This is a genomic window from Fibrobacter sp. (assembly GCF_045131395.1).
GTDB lineage: Bacteria > Fibrobacterota > Fibrobacteria > Fibrobacterales > Fibrobacteraceae > Fibrobacter.
In genome coordinates this window covers 214,219-235,980 of sequence record NZ_JBGUQY010000002.1, presented here as the reverse complement: position 1 = coordinate 235,980, position 21,762 = coordinate 214,219, and the positions used below count along the sequence as shown (strand labels likewise).

The following is a 21,762-nucleotide window of genomic DNA, read 5'->3' as shown; positions in this document are numbered from 1 at the left end:
CTCAGAAATAGGCAAGCTAGCTTGCCTGCTTCATTCGCCTTGCGGGGCAGTCGAACTTGCATTTTCATCTAAATCAAAAAGTATAAAAGGAATGCTCCCTAAGGGAGCATTCCTTTTATACCCTTGATGCGATTCGAACGCATGACCTTCAACTTCGGAGGCTGACACTCTATCCAACTGAGCTACAAGGGCGAGTGGTGCAAATATAGCAAAAAGGCCGGCATTGCCGACCTTTTTTATAAACGATAATCAGGACTTAGCGACCGGCGACGCCAGAGCGGGCTCTAGCCTTTTCACGTTCGCGGCGACGCTTTTCGGTGTCATCCGGGAAGAGTTCCGGCAGGGCGTAACCGATGGCAATACCAAAGACAATGCCCGTCTTATTCATACCATCTTTTTCAACGACCCTAGTAACCCATTCTTCGTTCAGCCAAATCTTTCCGCCAGCGCCATCATCAAGTTCCCTCTTGCGGAAGCTGGGGTTGTCAGTTTCGGCTTCATGAGTCTGCGGAATCTTGGCAAGCTTCGGAGCATAGTACATACCGATAGAGAACTGCAGGTAGTACCATTCGTTGGTGAGGTAAGTGATAAGAGCATCAACCTGAATACCGTCCACCTTAATCAAGGCACGAACGCCACTATCATCCGGTTTGATGTCATGGTCAAAGTAAACCGTACCATAGGAAACAGACACTCCCAAATGGAGCGGGTTCTTGGGGAACAGGTAGTAGTTCAAGCCGACCTTGTAACCCGTGCCGCCTTCAAGTTCCCATTCATCGAAGTCGTTGTCGGTACCCTTAGGCAAGAAACCGAAAGAACCATAGAGAGCCAGGTGGAAGGGCAAGATGTATTCAACGCCAGCACCGAGACCCATACCCATACCGGTTTCACCCATAATCGGGTAGCGGGAACCCATACCGATCTGGAAAATCAGACGGTTGCGGAGCCAATCACGACGGCGTTCAGAGTTTGCATATTCGTCCAAACGCTGTTCTTCTTCAAACTTTTTGCGTTCGGCCATCTCTCTACGCTGGGCAGAGTTCATACCGACGTCATAGACTTCCTCTTCTTCGTCTTCATCAGTAGCTATTTTGGCATGAGAACCGCCTTCATCACCTTCCTGCGCAGCAGCCGGAGCAGAAATGAAGCCTTCATCATCTTCATCAAAATCGTCTTGCGCCCAAGACAAGAAGGCAGACAAACATAAGGTCAAAAGTACTTTCTTAAACATGAAAAGCCTCAGATTATATAATCGCATCTGCGAATATAACTTTTAAGCGCGTAAATTGCAAAAAACAAAATGTAAAAAAAGCAAAAAACTCGCTTTTCCATGGGCATTTTTGCACAAAATAGCAACAAACGTCCCAATTATTTTACATCCAGCAATTTTGCCTTTATCGAGCCAAGAGCGATTTCGCACTCCATGAGCACCGGAATACGGCGGTCATCGTCCGTCAGCCAGATGAAAATACGACCCTTGGACACGAAAATTCCATCACCATCGAGCACTGGTTCCACCTTGATGCAGGGAACCTCGCCAAGGACACTCTTTATTTTTTCGCGGCCGTGCACGACCACTTTAAGTTCGTAACGCTTCTTGCCGCTCACCGCCGAAAAGCGGGAGGTCTCGCCCACCGTCAGTGGGAGGGTTCGAACCAGATAAAACGCCGACATAATGCTATGTTCCATGCCCTGGATAGCCACAGAGGTATCGGCGGAACGTTTGACATTACGGGTCTTCATGTCCGTAAACACCGTATCCGAGAGCCAGGCCTTTTCGCCCTTGCGGTCAAAACGGATAACCGAGGTATTATGGTAGGTTCCCTCGTGCAGGCGCTTGCGGAATACTTCGGTCATGAGGCCCTTGTTGCGCACGCGAGTGTAGATGGTATCGTTGACCGGATAGATTTTATTGATGGTCTTATTGCCAGTGGCAAAGGTCAAGAACTCCGTCTTGCCATCCAGCGTCGGACGGACTTCAAGCGTTGCAGAACCCGCTGTAATAAAGCCCCAACCGAGGCTGAAGGTCAACTTTTCGCCCTTCATCCAAGGAGCTTTGACCTCGGGCAAATCCGGTTCGCCAGCAAAACACGTAGCCACAAGGAACGCCGCGAGTGCGACGACCTTGAAGCTTAACTTAATGCACCCCCTGTACATTCGCAGGATTAGCCTTCGATATCGCCGAGGCTCTTGCGGTAGGCAACGAGCTTTTCACGAACAGCGGGGTCAGCAATGGCGACGATGTGGGCGGCGAGGTAACCGGCGTTCTTGCCGTTACCGATGCCGACGGTGGCCACCGGGATTCCCGGGGGCATCTGCACGATAGAGTGCAGGGCATCGACGCCGTTGAGCGGGCCGCCGGCGCAGGGCAGGCCAATGACCGGAAGAATCGTGTGCCCTGCGAGCACGCCCGGGAGGGCTGCAGCGAGGCCAGCAACACCGATGAGGACCTGGAGGCCTCGCCCGGCGGCTTCACGGGCATACTTTGCCGTAGCGTTCGGGGTGCGGTGAGCAGAGAGAATGTTGAATTCCCACACGATGCCGAACTGGTCGAGCACCGCGGTGATCTTGTCTACAGTTTCCTGGTCGGACTTGCTACCGGCAACGATACCGACCTTTGCGTTTTCTTTCAAATCCATAATTTGAATCCTTTTATGGTTCCGCCCCGCACGTCATTGCGAGCGAAGCGAAGCAATCCCTTTACTTTGCCAACCTTGCAAGGCCCTTCTTACCGATGTCCTTGCGGTAGAACTTGCCTTCGAACTGAACCTTTTCGCAGGCGGCGTAAGCGATGTTCAAGGCTTCCTGGAGCGTTGCGCCATGGCCCACCACACCAAACACGCGGCCACCGTTGGTCACGAGCTTGCCGTCGGCCATCTTGGTACCGGCATGGAGCACCTGGGCGCCGTTCTTTTCGGCTTCTTCGATACCCGTAACGACCTTGCCCTTTTCGTAAGAGCCCGGATAACCGGCGCTAGCGAGCACGACGATAGCGGAGCTGCCCTTCGGAGCCTTCGGGGCACCGAGCTTGGCCAGTTCGCCCTTTTCGGCGGCATCGAACAAAGCAAGCACGTCGCCGTCATAGAGCGGGAGCACAATCTGGCATTCGGGGTCACCGAGGCGGCAGTTGTATTCCACAACCTTTGGGCCCTTGGAGGTCACCATGATGCCCACATAGAGAACGCCCGTGTAAGGCTTGCCTTCGGCGGCCATGCCCTTGAGGGTCGGTTCGATAATAGTCTTCTTCACTTCGTCGAGGAGGGCGTCCGTCACTACCGGAGCCGGGCTGTAGGCGCCCATGCCGCCAGTGTTGGGGCCCTTGTCGTCGTCAAAGACGCGCTTGTGGTCCTGGGCGGAGCTGAGGATCACGTAGTCCTTGCCGTCGCAAACCACGAAGATGGAGGCTTCTTCGCCGTCCATGAATTCTTCAATCACCACCGTCTTGCCGGATTCGCCGAAGACAGCCTTGTCGCCGAGCATTTCTTCGACAGCGTCGTTCGCTTCCTTGTCGGTCATGCAGACGATAGCGCCCTTGCCCGCAGCGAGGCCCGACGCTTTCACCACGATCGGAGCCGGGTGTTCGGCGAGGAACTTCTTAGCAGAGGCGAGATCGGTGAAAGTCTCGAAGGCTGCCGTCGGCACGCCGTACTTCTTCATGATATCCTTGCTGAAAGCCTTGGAGCCTTCGAGGGCAGCGGCAGCTGCCGTCGGGCCGAAAGCGCGCAGACCGCGACGGCGGAATTCATCCACCACGCCAGCGACCAGCGGAATTTCCGGGCCGATGACCGCGAGGTCAATCTTTTCTGCCACGGCGAGGTCGGCAATGGCCTTGGGGTCGGCAACGTCCACCGGCACGCACTTGCCGAGGTTTGCCATGCCCGGGTTACCCGGAGCGCACACGAGGGTATCGCACAGCGGCGACTTCTTCACAGCGAGGGCAATCGCATGTTCACGACCACCGCTACCAACAACGAGAATATTCATATAGCGTATCCTTTGTTTTTTACGGAGGATAATTTAGAAAAATACGAGGTGCGAGAAAAAGTCACCCACGCGACAAGCCCTTAATTCATTATCTCCCAATGGCCGTCTTTTAACAATACGCAGGGTTAAGCCCCGCTTTTTACTAATTGTATGATGTCGACGTTGGCAAAATGGTTCTCGACAATCTCCGAAACCTTAGCTCTTTGCTTTACTTCTTTTCTTTAAGTTTCCGTATTGCTCAATAAACTGTTCCTTTTGCATTTCAATCTCGCGGGCCAGAATTTCCTTAGACGGAATGTAGGTCAAATATTTTGCAGCATACATACGTTTATTTGTTGCAAGTGTTGAAAAACGAGCGACATCGGCATTAGTGTCGGAGCAGAGAATTATGCCAATTGTCGGGTTATCTCCTTCGGTCTTTTTGTAAGTGTCATAGAGTTTGAGATACATATCCATTTGTCCGACATCTTCGTACGATATTTTTCTTGTTTTCAAGTCTATCAAAACAAAACATTTCAGCATATAATTGTAAAACACCAAGTCAATATAATAGTCGTCATCTTCTGTATGAATATGTTGCTGTCGGCCAACGAAAGCATAGCCTTTCCCCATTTCCATCAGAAAATTTTGCAAGTGGTTCAAAATCGCACTTTCCAACGTTGACTCGGTCACCGCAGTACCCTGGTTTACTCCAAGAAATTCTGCAATCAAAGGATTCTTGATAAACTCCGAACGCTCCTTCTGATAATCGGCCGTCAGTTTTTTCATTTCCTTGACAACGGTAGCCTTTTTGGCCTTGGGCGTTTGCATTAACCGATAGTAATATTGAGATGCAATATTCCGCTTCAGGGTGCGATAATCCCATTGTTGCGAAGCGACTTCCTGCATATACCACGTTCGAGCATCGATGTCAGTGACACGCATAAGGCATTCGTAATGGCTCCACGATAATTGGGTAGGCAGAGCCTGCCTTATTTCCTCACTTTCAAAAAGGGCAGGCAATGCCTGCCCTTTTGCAGCAATCGCTTTCTTAAACTCTACAGGCAGAGTTTGAAATACCTGTAAATCCTGAAAATTAAGATAAAATTTCCTATAACTTTTTAACGATGCGATCGAGAAACCCTTTCCGAATTCAGCAGTTAAATTTTCGGAAGCCGTTTCAATAACATGTTTCCCATAATCAGCTCTAGCCTTTCCATGCTGTTCCTGTTCCACAATTCGCCAGCCTAGCAGCCAATTGCAGGCGACCTGCATCAGATTTGCCGCACGAAAACTCATATTCCGTGCCGTAGAAACGATGTTCTTCAAATCTGTTATAAAGTCGGCGTTGAGGTTCGCGTTGCTCTTTGACGAAGCGAGTTTCTTTTTAGACATAGCAGCTCCTTTGAAAAAAAGAAAAACATTTGATAATCATCAAATGCCTTTCGGAGCCTACACTATTAGGAACCGCAGCTGAAATGTAGATAATATTGGGTTTCTGGCAAGGGGCTTAAGGAAATTTTACAGAGCGCTTCTAATCACTTCGCGTAGCCGACGGGATTGTTCAGCAAGGGCGTCTGCGAGTCCGAAAGCTTGAGAACCTTCTTGATGGCGGGAACGTCCATCGTCATGCGCGGGCGGGTCACCAGGCCCATGCCGGCACAGAACAAATTAATATTCTCGCTCACGATGCCCGCATCGGTTCCCATCGTCACCTTCGCGCGAGCGTCGCTGCTTCCGAACTTGGTCTCGTCTGCAACGATGAGGATGCTGACCGGGGCCGCCTTCGCCCAATCCTGACGGTCGGCAACGAGCCCCCTGTGGTCACCCTTCGCCACCTGCTTCAGCGCGTTTTCCTTGTTCAGGTATTCCGAGACGCCCTTGCTCGTGAACACGAACACGCGGATTTCCTGGAAGTTGCGGGCAGTCGGCGACGTGAGCTTGCCGTCGGCAGGGCGGTTTACGCCGATAGCCGCAAAAAGCAAATTCGAAAGATCCTGGTCAGAGAGCATCTTGTCGCTGAACTCCGTGCCGGAAGCCCTGTCCCAGAGCGCCTCCATGACAGGCTTGCCGCCGGTCTTTGCCGGAGCGGGGAGCTTTTGGAGCTGCGCCATGGCAAGCGTACTGCAGATGAGCGTTGCCATAAGCGTGAGTGCAAAACGATTTTTCATGGGGAACTCCTTGTGGAACAGTTGGGTTTATTGTTGCGTCCTTGTTCAGGTACAATAATATATATTCTATTACATGATAACGTTTATAGTCATTCTCAGTGCAATCGTCTTTTGCATGTGGTTCTTCCAGAACCAGATTGTCGGGCACATCGGCGAGAAACACACGGCAAACAGAATCCGTGCCATCAGCAAGGGAACCGTCTTCAGGGATGTCTATGTGGAAGGGAGCCATGGCGTACAGCAAATCGACATTATCGCCGTGACAGAGAAAGGCGTTCTCGTCATAGAGAAAAAGACACGCATCGGGCTCATCGTGGGGAGCGCCTATGACAAGCAGCGGCAAGTCATCTTGAATCGCGGCAAGAAAAGATTCACAATGACTAATCCCCATCACCAGAATTACGGGCATATACAGGCCCTATGCGAAAAGTTCCCAACACTCAAAGACAAGTTCATCGACCTCGTGATATTCGGGAACAACGCGAAACTCGGCGACAGAATCCCCGAAGGCACAATCCGCGACAGGGATTTCAAGAAGTTCTACAGGAACCTGCCGACACGAATGAACACCCAGGAAATTGAAAGCGCCGCCCGAAACATTGCCTCCCTTAACAGCGACAGGGCAAGGCTCAAGGCGATGCACAAGCAGAAAATTAAGAGGAAGAAGAAGGAGTGGGATTAAAAGATAGCCTAATTCATCCTTAAAGTGCATGATTTTTTAGATTTATCATATGATAAAAACTTTTTCAAAAAATTACCCTCATGAGCAGATCCAAACAAATAAAAAGAGCAATAACAAATTACCTCAATTCTATAAAGGAATTAAAACGATTGGGAATAATTAAAACAAATCCATCTTTAGGCGAGATAGGCGAATTTCTTTGTCTGCTCGTTTATCCAGGTTTAGAATTAGCAGAATCGCCTACAAATCCATGTTACGATGCATTATTTAATGGGAAAAAAATCCAAATCAAATTTACCGATTCATCTTTAGCAGGCAACTTTAATGTAGGTGACCCCAATAATTATGATGAATTAATCTTTATTACAGGCCCCAACAGTTGCCATCGGAATCCTTCAGAACCTGACGAAAGAAAAAAGCTATATCTTTTTTATAGGTATTCAAGCGCAGAAGTAATAGATAAGTTTAAAAGCGGATCCAATTACTCTATATCCAAAACAAAACATTTCAAACTAGCTGAAAGGGTTTGGGCCTTATAACTCGTAGGGCATTTTAATGTTTTTAATGGATGGCAGATAAAGGCTTTGCTCTATACAATGTTCGGGAAAGCTCCCTCGAACAGTTTTTTTGCGAGCGAAAGGATATACATGTCAGAATTAGAAGAAATTGAAAAAAAAATCGATGCAGATATTGTTTATAATCAGCATTATGTTCCAAGATGTTATTTGAGAGCCTGGTTGGGCGGAAATGGAAAACTGGAATGCTACGACAAATCCAATACTAGAACATTCTACCCAAGTGTTGAAAATGTTGCAAACGAACATTATTTCTATACGGCAGCATCTTTGACAAAAGAACAGATGACTTTCCTTTATGATATGTGGATTGCAGATACTCAAGACCCATTAAAGAGTCTCTTGATGGGTTGGATTAAGTGTTTCTCACTAAAAGATGCTTTGATGGCTTTTTGTAAACAAGTGAATTGGAATGCTGCTGCAAACTGGTATGAAAAAAATACAGAAGAAAAATTTTACTCTATTATTGAAGGTAAAATTCCTATATGGAGAGAAAAATTAGAATCATTTGATTCAACCTACTGGTCCGACGAGGATAATGAAATAGAATTTATTTTTTGGATTGTATTGCAGTTCATACGAACGCCCCTAATGCAGGATAAATATATAGAAGCGGCGAAAAAGGCAGGTGGAGAACTTGAGAAATTGTCGCTAAATACGCAAAATGTATATCGACTGATTTTCGCCACTAGATTTGCTCATAATATAATAATGTCTGATGATATGAAAATTTTCCCATTTGTGAATAAAACGGGAATACAATTTATAACATCGGACCAACCCGTTGTAAATGTATGTGCTTCATATAAACCGCTTGGCGAGCTGTCTTACTATGACTTAGAGCTTTATTATCCCATTTCTCCTGAAATAGCAGTTCTTATTTCTCCGAAAGATTGTTATACAAAATGGAGAAGTATTGAATTGAATCAAGGACAGGTAAATGCGTACAATCAAGTGATAGAAAAAATGTCTAAAAGGTTTATTTTTAGAAAACCTTAAAAAATAAAACGAATGCCACAGAAATGTTGCATTCGTTTTATTTAAGGAGAAGAGAGCGCTATTTCCGCCTTTTCGCCCTCACCTGTCTAACCATTGAATAAGCCTTGTGGAAAGGCAATCTCGTGTACAGCAGATATTCGGTTCAGCGATTGCCAAGTTCACGTAATAGTATGCGAGAAATTCATAGCCGCTGAACTTCTTGCTCGGAAACACTTTCAGCATTTACGTCTTGTCGCCACCAACCGAAAAGCCATTCACGCCCGCAAAAGCATACTCCACGAAAACGTCCTTAACTTATTCTGTAACTTTCCTCGCAATCAAAAACGCACATAACTAGACAAAAATGTATCCCTTTGTCAAAATGATACCTTTGATAGCAAAGAAAGAGCCCAAAACAGACTTATTCCAAACAGGGAAAAAGCACATGAGCATCGACATCAATCAGCTTGAACACCTAAAGGAGCACAAAGAAGGACAAAAAAAAATCAAGCAGACGCAAGCCAATCTCCTCCCTATACAATGTCGAATAGCAAGAACAAGGCTATTTTACAAACTTTAAAGCGATCCTAAAAATGGGTAACTAACAATTGCGGAGAAACTTACAATTTCATGCATGACTCGGGATGAGCAAATTCATAAGTCATCGTCCTATAAACGGATTCATCTTGTCTTTTAACAAGCGTTCAAGAGCCGAAGTCACATAGTACGTTTTCGCAGTCATCCCAAATTCGCTCAAATCAATGTAACTAAGCGAAATTCGGCTAGTATCAAACGAATTCTTCTGCAAAAAAATTTCTAGTCTCATTGATTTTGTTGTAGAATCGCAGGGGAGATTCCAATGCTCCTTTATACGCTTCTTCAACTCTTCGCTTTTCCCGATATACATGGGGAAGCCCCCCACGCCATCAATAGATTTACATTTTTTTGATTTGCTCTTATTGAAGGGGGATGCATTGGCACAATTCTTTAGATGCGCCTCCCAAAGAGCTTCTATTTCAAAGATCTTTTCGTTGTAGCAAAAAAGATACAAACCACAATTGTTCGGAATTTCCTCAAATTTCGCTGGATTTATAGGTTTAAGATTTTTCTTGAGATATGACTCAATATCATCCGCGACATGGCAAACCTCTTCATTTAAAGCTAAATGTTTTGTCAATAAACCTGATATATTATCTTTATTCACAAAAACTCCTTCATACAAAATCTAGTTTCTTTCTTTTGAAAAATATTTTTGTTTTCTATTGTCAAATGCTGGGTATGTTCCTTCAAGCACATCAACTACACATTGGTTTATAGCAGGATTCTCGATTGATCCCGAAACAAAAGAAACTGTATTTTTATTAACCTTATCAATATCCATTTTAATAATTTGATCGGCATCACAAACCACAGCAAGATTGGGATTGTGCGTAACCATAATAATCTGTCTCTTTTTCTTCGCAGCCTTTATGAAGGAAACTAGATATTTGTAAACACTTTCATTATCAAGATTTTCTTCTGGCTGGTCTATAATCAATGGCTTATCATCGTTGTCTATGAATAAGTAGAATAACAATAGAATGGCACCTCGTTCACCTGGTGAAAGCGAGGCCAATTTCTTACCAGACATTTGCAATTGGAATAGTGGCTTTATGTAAGACAAACCATAAATATAATTATACAACTCCAATATTGAATGTCCCTTTTTTAATTGGTTGGTTATATCACGAGGGATACTTTTGCCCTCTCTGTCATCTATTTTCAAGCAACTCTCAAGTTTTTTTGCAAAAGCGCATATTTCGCAATCGTTATTCAAATTTACATCATCGCAAAGTTCTTTTAGTTTTGCTGCACCGGCTTCTTTCCCGCTAAAGGAACCAACAACACCTTGACTGATAAAATCAAAAAACTTTTCATTGATTTCGTCAAAGATAAAGGTTGATTGTATTTCAATTGGAAATTCCTTTAAATTTTCTTTATTCCGTTCAATAAATTCAGTAATAGGCGCAAACAATCGTGCATAGTTGGTTAAGATTTTCTTTTTGTTATTTAAAAGATCGACAACAAGACTATCCCTATTCTGACTTGCTATTTGCAAATCACCTTCCAAATGTTTTTCAACATATTCTATTTGTTTTTCATAGAAAATAATTGTATCTGGTATTGTTTCAGATCCATTAATTTGCGCGATCTTTTCATTCCAATCTTTCAAATCTTCTACATATTTTTGGTATTTTCTATCGGCTTCTCCAAGTTTTTCTTGTTTTGCCACAATTTCAGCCGTTATTTTTTCTTTCTGTTGCGACAAACTATCTGGATTATCATTATTTATCTGAGCTTTCAAAGAAGAAATCGTTTCTGTAGATGCCGCTATTGTTTTGCCAAGCATCTCTGTATTCAATGACAAAGAGATGACATCATCTACCTTCAACCCATTAGTTTCCAATAACGGAGAAATTTTGGCAATTACATCGTTTACATATTGCCGCGCTCGAACTATTTGATCTTGTACAAATTTAAGATCTTGATTCTTTTGAGTTTCTTTTGTTAGTTGATTTTGTACTTCAACTATTTTATCTTCTATCTCTTTTTGCTTCTTCGTAAGAGACGTTATTTCTTCTTGTTTTCTTTGATCTTCTGCGTTATCTTCATGAACCGGTTTTTCGACTTTTTGGGGTTCCGCAGACTTAAGATTTTCAAGAATTGCTCGTTTTAGTTCTAAGTTGTTTTTTAATGATATTATATATTTGGGTTCTTGTTTGGCTTCTAAGTCAACTATTTTTTTATTAACTTCATTAATTTTCTCGAATAGCTCTTTCTCAGAAAAAATGATTTCCTGCGATAGATAATCTATAACATCATCTAATTTTATTTTTCCATATTTTTGCTCTTCTGGCAAATACTGAAATATGATTGATTTTAATTCCTTTTCAAAATCTTTATCATTCTCTGTCGTACACAATTCTTCAAGGAAATTTTGAGGAATATATTTCACACGTTCTGGTTGAGTTACATTAGAATTGGAATCCAAGGAAATATTTTCTGTTTCAGAATCATCGGCCCATGTTATGTGCGCTTCAAAAGCCTTTGATCGATTAAATGGTCTAGGCATCCTAAATTTCGTCGGCTTTAAAAAGGACCAATGTTCAGGATCAACATGTGTATTGGCGCATAGGCTAGTAATATCAGCAATAGCGCTTTTTCCACTACCCTTATTCCCGATGATAGCAACAAGTCCCGGATTTATATCAATATCAGTATTGTTGTACCATATTTCGTTAATTATTGAGTCCTGTTTTTTATTTATAAAAAGTTTTTTTATGAAATTTTGCGGACTCACTTTAATTTTCTTTAGAAGCTCAGGAGCATCATCCAAGCAGATTCGTTCCATTTCGTTAAGTGTCTGCCTCAAGCCTCTAAAAGTAGGATCTGCTTTAACCCATGAATATTTTTGTCCAATCTGAGAAAATGAGTGAGCATCACTGCTTTGGAATAACGGCCTATTTTGTTGAGCCCAAAATTTTTGATCATCAATTAAATTTCTTGGATTCTCAGATGAATGTATTAGGAAATTAGTCTTTTCATATATTTTTTCATAAGCCGAACTAGTTCGACCATTCCCTTTTCCTCGAGACAAAAAACCGGCTAGACATCTATGGCAGATACCTAAAGACTCATCCTCTATTTTGTTTATTATTTCATCTAGTTCAATAACGCCCTTAAGATAGTCGTTTGACGACTCTATTTTGCTTGCTTTTTTAGGATGCCCCTCCACAAGCACGTTTAAGTTACTCAAAAAAAGATCTATTGCATCTTTTTCCAAACTGTTATCAAATATTATATGAAAATCACAGCAGTCATCTTCCTTATTTTGATAAGTCAAGCGAATTTCTAAATTGAGGAAAACAGTTATTCCCGCCGATTCTAATTTTTTCTTTAATTGATAATCTTCTTCTTTAAAATTAAAATAATTTGTCAATCCAATGACTTTTAAACCCGAACCAACAATTTTATCAACAAAATCTTCTTCCGTCTTGTTGTCAGATTTATAATTATTATTCATATGCGTATAAAATGAATGAAGGTGCAAATCCCACTTTCTCCATTCGGATCCTTTTGCATATAATTCTGGCATATTAAATTTCCTTTTTTTAAAGATTTTTCTCAATGCGTTAATATAAATTAAAAATTTACTTTATAAACAAAAGAAAGCATTTTTATTAGTTTTTAATTTATTTCTCTTTTTACGAAGGGACTAAACTATTTGAGCAAAAAATATCAGGCTATGTAGAACTTTAATGTTGAAGCACCGCCTGATGTTTAAAATTTTAAACAAAAAGGACTTTAAAAGGGCTTTTGGTGATTCGACAGGATTCAACGGCTCTTAAAAGCACGGTTCTTGTCAACATTCCATTAACAACAAAAAAGTTCTACTTATCCCTATATTTAGTGCGCAAGTGTATAGTCTTTGGCGTTTTTTCCAGAAAACACTGCGCTTCGGTCATGCCTGATTGCAAACAAGTTTGCATCAGTCACGACTCTCAGCTTTGGCGTTTTTCCGCTTGTATGCCAGAGGAGTTGACGATGAAGAAAAAAGATGTAGTACCGGCGGCCAACAAGGATGAAATTGTTGTTTATCAGCCGGAAGGCGCAGAATTCCACATAGCAGTCCGGGTAGAAAATGAGACCGTCTGACTTACGCAGGCGCAGATGGCGGAACTTTTCCATGCCACTAAACAGAATATCAGCCACCACGTCGCAAAAATTTTCAAGGAAGGCGAATTGGACCCTAGAGTGGTTGTCAAAGAATATTTGACAACCACTTCGCATGGCGCTATTAGCGGAAAAACGCAGGTCCACGCTGTAAAAAATTACAATCTCGATGTCATCATTTCCGTTGGATATCGCATAAAATCGATTCAAGGAACTCGTTTTCGCCAATGGGCTTTGAACATTCTGAAGGATTACATGCTCAAGGGCTATGCAGTAAATCAGCGAATGCTCGTTCCCCAGGCCCAACAAACGCAACTTGAAAATGTCAACACCCGGTTAACAGCGGTTGAGCAGCGAGCAGATTTCTTCGTCAATACAGTCCATTCGGCACAAAATCAGAAGATAGAACAGCTTTCGAACGATGTGCAAAAAGTCATGGAGAACTTCATCGACCCAACAACCTACAAACATTGAGTCGTAAGTTGTTTTCTGCATAAAAAACGATCATCTTTATGCAGAAAAGCCACAAAATCTGCATAATAATTCAAAGTTTTTATGCAGATTCAGGTGTTTCTGGGGATTATTTATGCAATACCCGTTCCCAGGACCTTTTCCATCGAAATCCACGAGACTCCGTTTTCAAAATACTTGGTTTCGAATGTGCGGAAACCTTCGCGCTCGTAGAACGAAACGGTCTGCGGAACATCGCCACTAGTATCGAGCCACGCGCGGTTATGCGGCAAGAAGGATTGAATTTCATGCAACAGAATGCGACCGTAGCCGTTTTTCTGGAATTCCGGCAGAACCATCAGTCGGCCAATAAAAAGCGAGCCGTCATCAACGCGACCGCGGACTGAGCCGATGATTTTTCCATCATCCGCAAGCATCTTGAGCGTCGTATACTTCGGAAATTCTGCGAGCGCATGTTCCACAGTTTCGGTCAAGGTTGGTGCATCAAGCCAATTCAGGCTTTCAGCAACAGGGCGAAACGCCTTGTACTGAAGGTTTAAAATTTCCGGGACATCGTCTACTGTTGCAATTTCGATTTTCATTATAACTATTTCTAGAATCGTCTCGAATGTTTGCAATACTCTTCGTATTCTTCGCCGAAGTCGCGGCGGAGGCGGCGTTCTTCGCTGAACACCTGCACCATCATGATGACAAAGAAAGCCACGAGCACGACGGCAGCTTGCCAGTGCCACAGCCATACGGCAGCGCCTGCAAGGTACACAAGCGTTCCGGTCAGCATAGGATTGCGGTTAATCTTGTACGGACCTTCGACCATCAAATGTTGCGTACGCGGGGCAACCTCGTGACCGAAGGCGTCCATCGGATTGCCCTTACCGCGATTTCGCATGTAGACGATGGTATAAACGCTGAGCACGAGGCCGCAGAGCATCAGCACCGCAGCGCCAATGCCACGAGCTACCCCGACGGGGCATAATTCCGGCATGCCGGATGCGAGCCACATGATAGACGGAATCAGGGCCACAAATAAAATGCCGCCCAGAAGGTAACCAAAGAAATCTCTTATACGCTTCATAAATTTCCTCCTTTCACGTATAAGATAATAAATCTTATACGTTACCGTTTCTTGAAGACGACGATTTCGGCGTCGGTGCCGTTCTTGCCGTATTCGCTTACGAGAATGTAGTGTTCGTCGCAGGCGATTCCGAAACAGCGGCCTTCGGAGCCAATCTTTTCGACCTGGTTTCCCCAGTAGCTGGCGTTATCGTCAAGGAGCTTGACGGAGTTGCCATTGATGTGGTATTCCTGATTGATGAACGAGCCCTGCAATACGAAGAGATTGTCGATGCGGGGCATATCCTTGATGCCGAGGGCATTGACTTCTTCAATAAATTTCTGCTTCATGGGCGAAGTGGCGTGCGGCAATTGATCAGCCGGAAGGCGCCAGCGCTTGAGGGACGGGAAATACTTGCGGAGTTCCACCTTGTATTCATCACGGGTAAGGCTCTTGCCAGTATTCTTGTTGAATTCGTCCACGAACTGCGAGCAGAATTCCACCATCTCTTCCATGGTGAAGTCGCCCGTGAACGCGCCGTCTTTGTAGCAGTAGATGCAATATTCCTCGTTCTTGCTACCGTCGGCATTCGTACCGAGAATTTCGTTAGTGAGCGGCATGCCGCAGCTTTGACAGAATTTCATTTCCATAAGTTCCCCTTTATTTCTTCTTTATCGGGTGGCGGATGACTGTTTTCAACTTTTCCGGGGCGACTTTGCGCGCGTCGGAGAGATAAATCTCGTGATGACGCCTCGTGTCCGAGATGTCATTTTCGTAACCGTTGTCGGCGATAAACTTGTCCATTGCAGCGATTGTCGCGGATTCGTCATCGTACGAGCCGGAATGCATGCACTGCACACAAAGTCCTTCTTCGATTTCTAGAAATTCGACTTTTGAAAAGTCCATTTTCTTTTTGCGGGTCGCTTCTTCGGTTGCCCACTCGAAATCACTTCGAGTCACAAAATCAGGGAGCCTGACGACAGAAATCCATCGGAAGTTTTCCTTGTGGCTGTAATCAATTCCGTCAACTCCCTCTTGCCACCAGAAGCCCTCTAGCGGAGGAACCACATAATCAAAATAGCCATCGATCTTGTGATCGCCCTTTTTGCTCATCTTGATGGTATAGGCGATTCCGTACAAGAGTTCAATAGACTTCTTGTAGTCACCACCTTCCTCGTTCGGGTTGCCGCAGCCACGGACCGCGATATAATTCATCGCCGGTACAGTGACGATTTCCGGTTTGCCCTTGGGCATGTAGAATTCTTTGTATTCTTTCTTGAAGTCAAACGGCATGGTTACTCCTTGACGAACGAGCCGATTTCCACCAGATTCCCTTCGGGATCGGCGATGTAGCAAGTACGCTGCCCCCACGGCTCCGTAGTCGGCGGCATGACGCCTTTTGCACCTGCAGCAGTGACTTTGGCGTACGCCTTATCGACTTCGGCATAGTTCGCGACGCCTAATGCAATTTCAAAATGCCCGTTGACGCCTTTGCAATAAGCGAACTTTTGGCTTGTCATTTTTTCAAAATCGGATTTTCGGAACAGCAAGAACAAAGTGCCGTCCTTTTCTAGAAAAACGTTAGTCGTATTTTCGTCTTCCTTGATTTCAAAGCCCAAGACATCTCTGTAAAAGCGGACCATCGTCGCCATATCATCGACAAAAATTCCAAAGCCCTCTAATTTCATCGCAAAACCTCCTTATAATACATACACAAATGTACACTATTTTAAAGGCTCTGTCAAGCCAATCCGTATAAAAAGTAGGTGCTAGCAAACTTTTCTTGATTTGTAAGCCCCTAGAAAACTGCATTTTTACTTCAAAAACGCCATTTTTAGGTAGTTTTTAGGTTTCGGCGCCGCAGCATAACCACAGCCAAAAAATAGCCGTACGACCAGACTTGACAGAGCCGTGGCTAAAACCGCAGCAGAACCGCAGTTTTTCGGAAATAACCACGCAGCTATATAAAAAGGCTTGACAGAGCCATTTTAAAATTCTTGTCAAGGAACTTATTCAAATTATTTCAAAATTTGAGCAATCGGTTCCAGGGTATCGAGATTCACGAAGTCCAATTGCTTGCCATAGGTGGCGATGAGGGCGCGGACTTCGGCGTTGCGCTCCGCTTCGGGGATTTTCGTGACCTTCGAATACAAAAGCTTCATCATGATTCTGTGTTTCAAACCGAGTTTGGTGTAATCGATGGCGCCATTTTACTTTCGTCGTAATGCGATGCAGGAACCTGCTTTTTGAGGCTTTATCACACCACGTCATATCCCGCATCAGACAAGACTTTCAGCGCTTTCTCGAAATTTTCGGCTTTCACAAGGATATAATCCGTATTGAATGTGGATACTGCAAAAATACCAATGTTATTTTCTGCGAGAATAGCTGATAGCTTTGAAAGAATGCCGATAAAAGAAAAATCAAGTACACCCTGAATACGGAATCCTCGCCATCCATCATCTCGTTCAATAGTATTTTGGGGTACATCATCTGTTTTGCATACGAGGGATATCTCTTCGTCGGTCTTGCCAATGAAATAAAAATCCTTACCCGTATCGACATCACCAACGTCCGCTACTTTACAGACTGTTAGTTTGTGATCCAATTTCTTTATTACCATAAATTCAATCGTTTGTTAGAGTTTTACTTTCGTCGTTGACTATACTAAATACAAAAGTTTTAGGATATTCGCCTCCCCAAATTAACTCCAGGCCAGTAGCACCATGCAATAACAGCGGGAATGAGGGACGAGAAACATCGCAACCAAGTAAAATCATTGATACAGCTAAAACCACCAACCAGAGCGCGAAGGCTGTAGAGCACAACAATGGTGATGATTGCCATACGTGTCAAGGGCAAGCGCCGGATGTCGCCGGTAGCCGAGAGTGCGTAAAGTCCAGCCACGCAGAATGCAAAGGCAAGACCGATGGTCAGGGCATACAATATCCAAATGTGGCCTGATACCATCTGATGCATGATATCTTTAATTCCATAGGCTTCGAATGCCTCGTCTAAAGCGAACAGGCAGCATACATGACCAATAGCAATAAGGAAGTGGAGCGCCGCTCCGAATCGTAATCTTTTCATGTTTTTTTATCGCAGTTCATTGATAGCCTTTTGCAAATTCGCGAGGAATTTTCCGGCGTGTGCCCCGTCCATTTGCGTGTGGTGAAACTGGAACGAAACCGGCAATTCATAGCGGAAAAGACGCTTCCTGTAACGACCCCAAATCATAAACGGATTGTTGAAAATGCCGGAATTCATGCCGACAGCTCCGTCGATTTCTGTATCGATGATAGCCGATGTGCCGATGACCATGCTGTTCTCGGACAGGTCCCAATCCCCACAACTTTCCGCCACGATTTTTGTGTACTTGAGGTAGTCACGATTGAACGTCGCCAAATTTTCGGAATACGGGATGTCGCAAGAGCTGACTTCGCCTTCGTCGTTTTTCACGATTGTATTCACCGCAATTGAATCGTATTGCATGAGCTTGCCGTTTACCGGGAGCATGTAAAATTCCTTAACGCTTGTGGCGGCTTTGCCGATGCAGTAATCCATAAGCATGTTAAACTTCAAGCCGCGCTTCTTGCTCACCTTTACAAGTCTAGTGACGTTCAACGTTTTGAAAAATGTCACCATCGGGTTCGGAGCTTGCATCCAAAGTTCGAATGCCATTGCTCTAGTAGTGCTTTTCGGATCGATTTCTTTTGCCATGATGAATTTAATAGATTAAGTCCGCCCCAAAACGGGGCAGACTATGGATAAAGTTTATTCTATTGGAATCTGGATGACCGAGAGCCATTTTTCAGGGTCTTCTTGGTTCCAGGCTCCGTCGATGTAACTGGTGCGGGGGTTGCCAGCGATTTTGTACCCCTTTTCTTCGATGTAGCGGAAGGCTTCGATGAACGACTCGTAGAATCGTTCGTACGGGCCGACATGCTTCATGCAGAGCGCCTTGGGCACTGCCGGAATACGCTTAAACTGGATGATATCGCTATCGGTTCCCATATCCAGGACTTGTTCGCAATATTCGATATCGACATCTGTCGGAGTGTATTCCTTGTTGTGCTCGATGGTAAAGCAATAGCCGGGTTTGGGGCACTTGCAGTTGAGTCGCTGCATTTCAGGGCCGATTTTCTCGTAGCACAGAGGGCCAAGTGCTTCGTAGTTGGGGATGATTTCTCGATGACTTGCCACGATGATTTCTGGCAAAGACTGGACACTGAATTTTTCCATGGTATTCATTTCCTTTAGAGAATTCTTCCAGTTGAGCAGTTGGTCGCGGCGGGCAATCAAAAGTTTCAGTTGCGCTTCCGTTTCCTTGATTTTCTCTTCCATCTGGTGGATGTTTGGCGTGTGCGAATTGTCTTCGTACAGTTCCTTCACTTCATCCAACGAGAATCCGAGCCTTTGCAATTCACGGATATTTTGCAGCTTCTGCATCTGATCGATACTGTAATAGCGGTACCCCGTCAAGTTGTCCACATCGTGAGGCAATAGCAGACCTTTCTGTTCGTAGTGACGCAAAGTCTTTACGGTAACTTGCATCAACTGCGAGAACTCTCCGATTTTAAGTTTGGTTTTGTAGTTTGTCATCGTACGATTTTGGTTTAGATTCGAATCTGCTTAAAATATAAGGTCTGCCCTAAGGGACGAGTCAAGGGGTTTTCTTGAAAAAATTTGCCTCCAGTTTCATAACTCTTACAGGGCGGTCGGAACCTACCGCAAGGCTTGCGCATAAAGTTTCTTCGCCGGTGTCGACGAACCCGCATTTTTCCATCACACGGCCTGATGACGGATTGTCGAGAAAGTAGTCTCCCCACAGAGCGGTAAAGCTTTTCACGCGGATGCAGTAGTCTACCACCAACTTCATCGCTTCGGTGCAAATCCCCATACCCCAATACGGGCGGGCAATCCAGTAGCCTACTTCGCATTCGGTTTCCGCAATTTTCAAGTTTGATGCGGTTGATGGCAAATAGCCAACGCAACCGATGGGTTCATTAGTCTCTTTCCAGATGATGGCCCACATCCCTTCGCCGCTGAAAACCATGCGGATGATTTGCAAACTTTCAGCGATGCTTTTGTGCGGAGGCCAACCTGCACGCGGCCCCACTTCAGGGTCACTCGCGTATTTGAACAGCGCCTCGGCATCGCTTTCGTTCCAACGACGCAGTAAAATTCTATTCGTTTCCATCATTTAATAACCTGATAACGCAATCTCAAATATGAGTTTTGTAAAGCTGTGCAGTCCATCAGTTTCAATGCACAGAGCTTGTGAAGTTCTTCTACGGATTGTAGCGAATCTCCGTCAATCAAAGTTACGGTCTCTTTCCCGCCAATCAAAATCGGTGCCACTACAATGTCGATAAAGTCAAATAACTTTTCCCGCAAAAAGAGTCCGTTGATTGTTCCGCCGGATTGCACCGTCAGCCGCTCGCAACCATAATCCGCTTTCAGGCTTGCAAGGGCGCCCTGCAAGTTCAATTCTTTTTGGTAGATAATGTGCAAGTTTTCTTCGTGAACTGAAAACGCGGGATGCTTCGGATTTGAGGTGATTAAAACAAAAGCCTTGGACCTCGCGCAAAAATAGCGGACGCCATGTTCGGTCAGGTGCGTGTTGTCCAAAAGGACGAACGATACCGGCGACTTGGCAGGCATTTCTTTTTGGTTGCAGCCCATCTTTTGCTGGACACGGCCCGTGTTGAATGACCACAAGTCAGTTGTCTGCTCGATTTCGTAATACTGGTGCAGTCCTTCCTTGACGCCATCAATATGCGGAAAATCCTGGTCTACGTCCAATGCGTCCGTAGAACCTGTGCTGATTTTTCCGTCAACGGACATCAACATGAACAAAGTGGTAATCGGACGATTCATTTCTTATAAGTCTCAAAAAAATGTTCTAGGTGCTTTCGGATAATCTTTAAGGATTCTTTTTTACTATTTGGTTGCCGGTCGACTTTCGAAAGCAATATTACGACGGGTGCCGTAATTTCTAGCGCGAGCAATGCAGAGTCGCCTTTGGCGAGAATGCCCTTTTGCATCATACCTTCGATAATCGCTTGGTACATTTTTTGAATGCCTTCGATTTGATGGCGCGTCGTGATTTCGGCGAGGCGCTCGTTGCGGAACTGCTCCTGCACTAGAAAAATGCGCATTTTTCGGATCAAGGGGTCGCTCATGGTAAAGCGGATTTTTTCGACCGTTTCATGAATGAACTCGTCGATGCTATCGGGAATCTTGTCAATATTCTTGTCGGAGCCGAAGTTTTCTTCGTAACGGGCTTCCGCCGTATCGATCAGCGAATTCAAGATATCCTCTTTGCCCTTGAAGTGCTTGTAAAGCGACGGCGCCTTGATGCCGACATTCTGCGCGATTTGCTCCATGCTGGTGCCATTGTACCCGTTCTCGGCAAACAGGGTTAGGGCTGTTTCGAGGATTTTTTCTTTTGTGGACATCTGGGCGCTCCGAGCTTCAAAATTTTTAGCTAACAAACGTTAGCCTCACAGCGCACAAATTTAGCTAATATTCATTAGCCTGACAAGGGGTTCAAGGAGAAAGAGTTTTCACAATCGGTTCCAGGGCATCGAAATTCACAAAGTCGACTTGCTTGCTGTAGGTGGCGATTAGGGCGCGGACTTCGGCATTGCGCTCCGCTTCTGGGATTTTCAGAACCTTCGAATACAGGAGTTTCATCATGATTCGGTGTTTCAGGCCGAGTTTGGTGTAATCGATGGCGCCGCGAAGGTGAAAGATTTTGCTTTCGTCGTAATGCGATGCGGGAACCTGCTTTTTGAGGCCGCCCCTGATGTGATTGACATTTTCGGCATCGGTCGGGTCAGCGAGACCGACAGTCGCGACAATCAGCTCTTGATTAGGAGTCAGCGAGCTAACGGTTTTCTTGAGGCCCATAACACCACCTGCGCAGAGGGCTCCCAAATAAATAATGCGGTCATAATCGGCGACACACTTCACATCCTTAAAGAAAACAGCTTGAAGCCCCGTCATTTGAGCGAGGCGTTCCGCGTAGCGCTTTGTCGAGCCATAGCGGCTCCCGTAAATGATGATAGAGTTTTTAGCCATAAATTTCCTTGTATTCAAGCCGATTTACGCTTTAATAATAGAATTTAGAGGGGCCCTTTACCGCTTTTCTGA

The 21,762-nt window shown here is 44.8% G+C and carries 27 protein-coding genes and 1 tRNA gene; 4 read left to right on the top strand and 24 right to left on the bottom strand.

The window, feature by feature from the left end; all coding sequences use genetic code 11:
* Window positions 1-118 precede the first annotated feature (118 nt).
* The 7 genes from ACJMNB_RS01010 to ACJMNB_RS00980 form a co-directional block, all read right to left on the bottom strand.
* Window positions 119-192: transfer RNA gene (locus ACJMNB_RS01010), tRNA-Arg, on the bottom strand.
* 64 nt (window positions 193-256) lie between these two features.
* Entirely contained in the window at window positions 257-1,231 is a 975-nt protein-coding gene (locus ACJMNB_RS01005; protein WP_405338030.1) for an autotransporter outer membrane beta-barrel domain-containing protein, read from the bottom strand.
* A gap of 137 nt (window positions 1,232-1,368) precedes the next feature.
* Complete coding sequence (locus ACJMNB_RS01000; RefSeq protein ID WP_405338027.1) at window positions 1,369-2,100, bottom strand: DUF3108 domain-containing protein; 732 nt, start codon at window positions 2,098-2,100, stop codon at window positions 1,369-1,371.
* Window positions 2,101-2,165: 65 nt separating this feature from the next.
* Complete coding sequence (purE, locus tag ACJMNB_RS00995; protein ID WP_173383840.1) at window positions 2,166-2,639, bottom strand: 5-(carboxyamino)imidazole ribonucleotide mutase; 474 nt, start codon at window positions 2,637-2,639, stop codon at window positions 2,166-2,168.
* A 61-nt stretch (window positions 2,640-2,700) separates the two neighbouring features.
* Window positions 2,701-3,984 (bottom strand): phosphoribosylamine--glycine ligase, encoded by a 1,284-nt coding sequence (gene purD / locus ACJMNB_RS00990; RefSeq protein WP_405338024.1) that lies wholly within the window; start codon window positions 3,982-3,984, stop codon window positions 2,701-2,703.
* A gap of 195 nt (window positions 3,985-4,179) precedes the next feature.
* Complete coding sequence (locus ACJMNB_RS00985; RefSeq protein WP_405338021.1) at window positions 4,180-5,358, bottom strand: YhcG family protein; 1,179 nt, start codon at window positions 5,356-5,358, stop codon at window positions 4,180-4,182.
* Window positions 5,359-5,501: 143 nt separating this feature from the next.
* Entirely contained in the window at window positions 5,502-6,134 is a 633-nt protein-coding gene (locus ACJMNB_RS00980; protein WP_405338019.1) for a nitroreductase family protein, read from the bottom strand.
* Window positions 6,135-6,207: 73 nt separating this feature from the next.
* Here ACJMNB_RS00980 and ACJMNB_RS00975 point away from each other — a divergent pair, with 73 nt between their 5' ends.
* The 3 genes from ACJMNB_RS00975 (at window position 6,208) to ACJMNB_RS00965 (ending at window position 8,390) form a co-directional block, all read left to right on the top strand.
* Window positions 6,208-6,816 carry a nuclease-related domain-containing protein gene (locus tag ACJMNB_RS00975; RefSeq protein ID WP_405338017.1) on the top strand — a complete coding sequence of 203 codons (609 nt, stop codon included), beginning with the start codon at window positions 6,208-6,210 and terminating at the stop codon, window positions 6,814-6,816.
* An 80-nt stretch (window positions 6,817-6,896) separates the two neighbouring features.
* Complete coding sequence (locus ACJMNB_RS00970) at window positions 6,897-7,355, top strand: hypothetical protein (RefSeq protein WP_405338014.1); 459 nt, start codon at window positions 6,897-6,899, stop codon at window positions 7,353-7,355.
* Between the two features lie 108 nt (window positions 7,356-7,463).
* Window positions 7,464-8,390 (top strand): DUF4238 domain-containing protein, encoded by a 927-nt coding sequence (locus tag ACJMNB_RS00965; protein WP_405338011.1) that lies wholly within the window; start codon window positions 7,464-7,466, stop codon window positions 8,388-8,390.
* A gap of 78 nt (window positions 8,391-8,468) precedes the next feature.
* Here ACJMNB_RS00965 and ACJMNB_RS00960 read toward each other — a convergent pair whose 3' ends face one another.
* From ACJMNB_RS00960 to ACJMNB_RS00950, 3 genes are all read right to left on the bottom strand, one after another.
* Entirely contained in the window at window positions 8,469-8,612 is a 144-nt protein-coding gene (locus ACJMNB_RS00960; RefSeq protein ID WP_405338008.1) for a hypothetical protein, read from the bottom strand.
* A 418-nt stretch (window positions 8,613-9,030) separates the two neighbouring features.
* Window positions 9,031-9,573 carry a hypothetical protein gene (locus ACJMNB_RS00955; RefSeq protein WP_405338005.1) on the bottom strand — a complete coding sequence of 181 codons (543 nt, stop codon included), beginning with the start codon at window positions 9,571-9,573 and terminating at the stop codon, window positions 9,031-9,033.
* Window positions 9,574-9,594: 21 nt separating this feature from the next.
* Window positions 9,595-12,537: a TrlF family AAA-like ATPase gene (locus ACJMNB_RS00950; protein WP_405338002.1), complete on the bottom strand. Its 2,943-nt coding sequence runs from the start codon at window positions 12,535-12,537 to the stop codon at window positions 9,595-9,597.
* A 542-nt stretch (window positions 12,538-13,079) separates the two neighbouring features.
* Between ACJMNB_RS00950 and rhuM the strand changes: the two genes are divergently transcribed.
* On the top strand, window positions 13,080-13,556 hold the full coding sequence (gene rhuM / locus ACJMNB_RS00945) for a RhuM family protein (RefSeq protein ID WP_405337999.1): 477 nt from the start codon (window positions 13,080-13,082) through the stop codon (window positions 13,554-13,556).
* A gap of 110 nt (window positions 13,557-13,666) precedes the next feature.
* Here rhuM and ACJMNB_RS00940 read toward each other — a convergent pair whose 3' ends face one another.
* From ACJMNB_RS00940 to ACJMNB_RS00875, 14 genes are all read right to left on the bottom strand, one after another.
* Window positions 13,667-14,134 (bottom strand): GNAT family N-acetyltransferase, encoded by a 468-nt coding sequence (locus ACJMNB_RS00940; protein ID WP_405337996.1) that lies wholly within the window; start codon window positions 14,132-14,134, stop codon window positions 13,667-13,669.
* Between the two features lie 11 nt (window positions 14,135-14,145).
* Complete coding sequence (locus ACJMNB_RS00935) at window positions 14,146-14,625, bottom strand: methyltransferase family protein (RefSeq protein ID WP_405337993.1); 480 nt, start codon at window positions 14,623-14,625, stop codon at window positions 14,146-14,148.
* Between the two features lie 41 nt (window positions 14,626-14,666).
* Window positions 14,667-15,254 carry a zinc ribbon domain-containing protein gene (locus ACJMNB_RS00930; RefSeq protein ID WP_405337990.1) on the bottom strand — a complete coding sequence of 196 codons (588 nt, stop codon included), beginning with the start codon at window positions 15,252-15,254 and terminating at the stop codon, window positions 14,667-14,669.
* Window positions 15,255-15,264: 10 nt separating this feature from the next.
* Entirely contained in the window at window positions 15,265-15,897 is a 633-nt protein-coding gene (locus tag ACJMNB_RS00925) for a GyrI-like domain-containing protein (RefSeq protein ID WP_405337987.1), read from the bottom strand.
* 2 nt (window positions 15,898-15,899) lie between these two features.
* Window positions 15,900-16,292 carry a VOC family protein gene (locus ACJMNB_RS00920; RefSeq protein WP_405337984.1) on the bottom strand — a complete coding sequence of 131 codons (393 nt, stop codon included), beginning with the start codon at window positions 16,290-16,292 and terminating at the stop codon, window positions 15,900-15,902.
* A gap of 330 nt (window positions 16,293-16,622) precedes the next feature.
* Window positions 16,623-16,769 carry a hypothetical protein gene (locus ACJMNB_RS00915; protein ID WP_405337981.1) on the bottom strand — a complete coding sequence of 49 codons (147 nt, stop codon included), beginning with the start codon at window positions 16,767-16,769 and terminating at the stop codon, window positions 16,623-16,625.
* Between the two features lie 92 nt (window positions 16,770-16,861).
* Window positions 16,862-17,227: an ACT domain-containing protein gene (locus ACJMNB_RS00910; RefSeq protein WP_405337978.1), complete on the bottom strand. Its 366-nt coding sequence runs from the start codon at window positions 17,225-17,227 to the stop codon at window positions 16,862-16,864.
* Between the two features lie 59 nt (window positions 17,228-17,286).
* The gene (locus tag ACJMNB_RS00905) at window positions 17,287-17,694 is read right to left on the bottom strand and encodes a hypothetical protein (protein ID WP_405337975.1); all 408 of its coding nucleotides are present in this window, start codon (window positions 17,692-17,694) and stop codon (window positions 17,287-17,289) included.
* A gap of 6 nt (window positions 17,695-17,700) precedes the next feature.
* On the bottom strand, window positions 17,701-18,324 hold the full coding sequence (locus ACJMNB_RS00900; protein ID WP_405337972.1) for a CatA-like O-acetyltransferase, family 2: 624 nt from the start codon (window positions 18,322-18,324) through the stop codon (window positions 17,701-17,703).
* 54 nt (window positions 18,325-18,378) lie between these two features.
* Window positions 18,379-19,206 carry a MerR family transcriptional regulator gene (locus ACJMNB_RS00895; protein WP_405337969.1) on the bottom strand — a complete coding sequence of 276 codons (828 nt, stop codon included), beginning with the start codon at window positions 19,204-19,206 and terminating at the stop codon, window positions 18,379-18,381.
* Window positions 19,207-19,267: 61 nt separating this feature from the next.
* Window positions 19,268-19,804, bottom strand: coding sequence for a GNAT family N-acetyltransferase (locus ACJMNB_RS00890; RefSeq protein ID WP_405337966.1), 537 nt, complete (start codon window positions 19,802-19,804; stop codon window positions 19,268-19,270).
* The gene (locus tag ACJMNB_RS00885; RefSeq protein WP_405337963.1) at window positions 19,804-20,484 is read right to left on the bottom strand and encodes a dihydrofolate reductase family protein; all 681 of its coding nucleotides are present in this window, start codon (window positions 20,482-20,484) and stop codon (window positions 19,804-19,806) included. Before ACJMNB_RS00885 ends, ACJMNB_RS00890 begins: the two co-directional genes overlap by 1 nt.
* Entirely contained in the window at window positions 20,481-21,065 is a 585-nt protein-coding gene (locus ACJMNB_RS00880) for a TetR/AcrR family transcriptional regulator (RefSeq protein ID WP_405337960.1), read from the bottom strand. The genes ACJMNB_RS00885 and ACJMNB_RS00880 overlap by 4 nt, the downstream gene beginning before the upstream one ends.
* A 91-nt stretch (window positions 21,066-21,156) precedes the next feature.
* Complete coding sequence (locus tag ACJMNB_RS00875) at window positions 21,157-21,690, bottom strand: flavodoxin domain-containing protein (RefSeq protein WP_405337957.1); 534 nt, start codon at window positions 21,688-21,690, stop codon at window positions 21,157-21,159.
* Window positions 21,691-21,762: the final 72 nt, after the last annotated feature.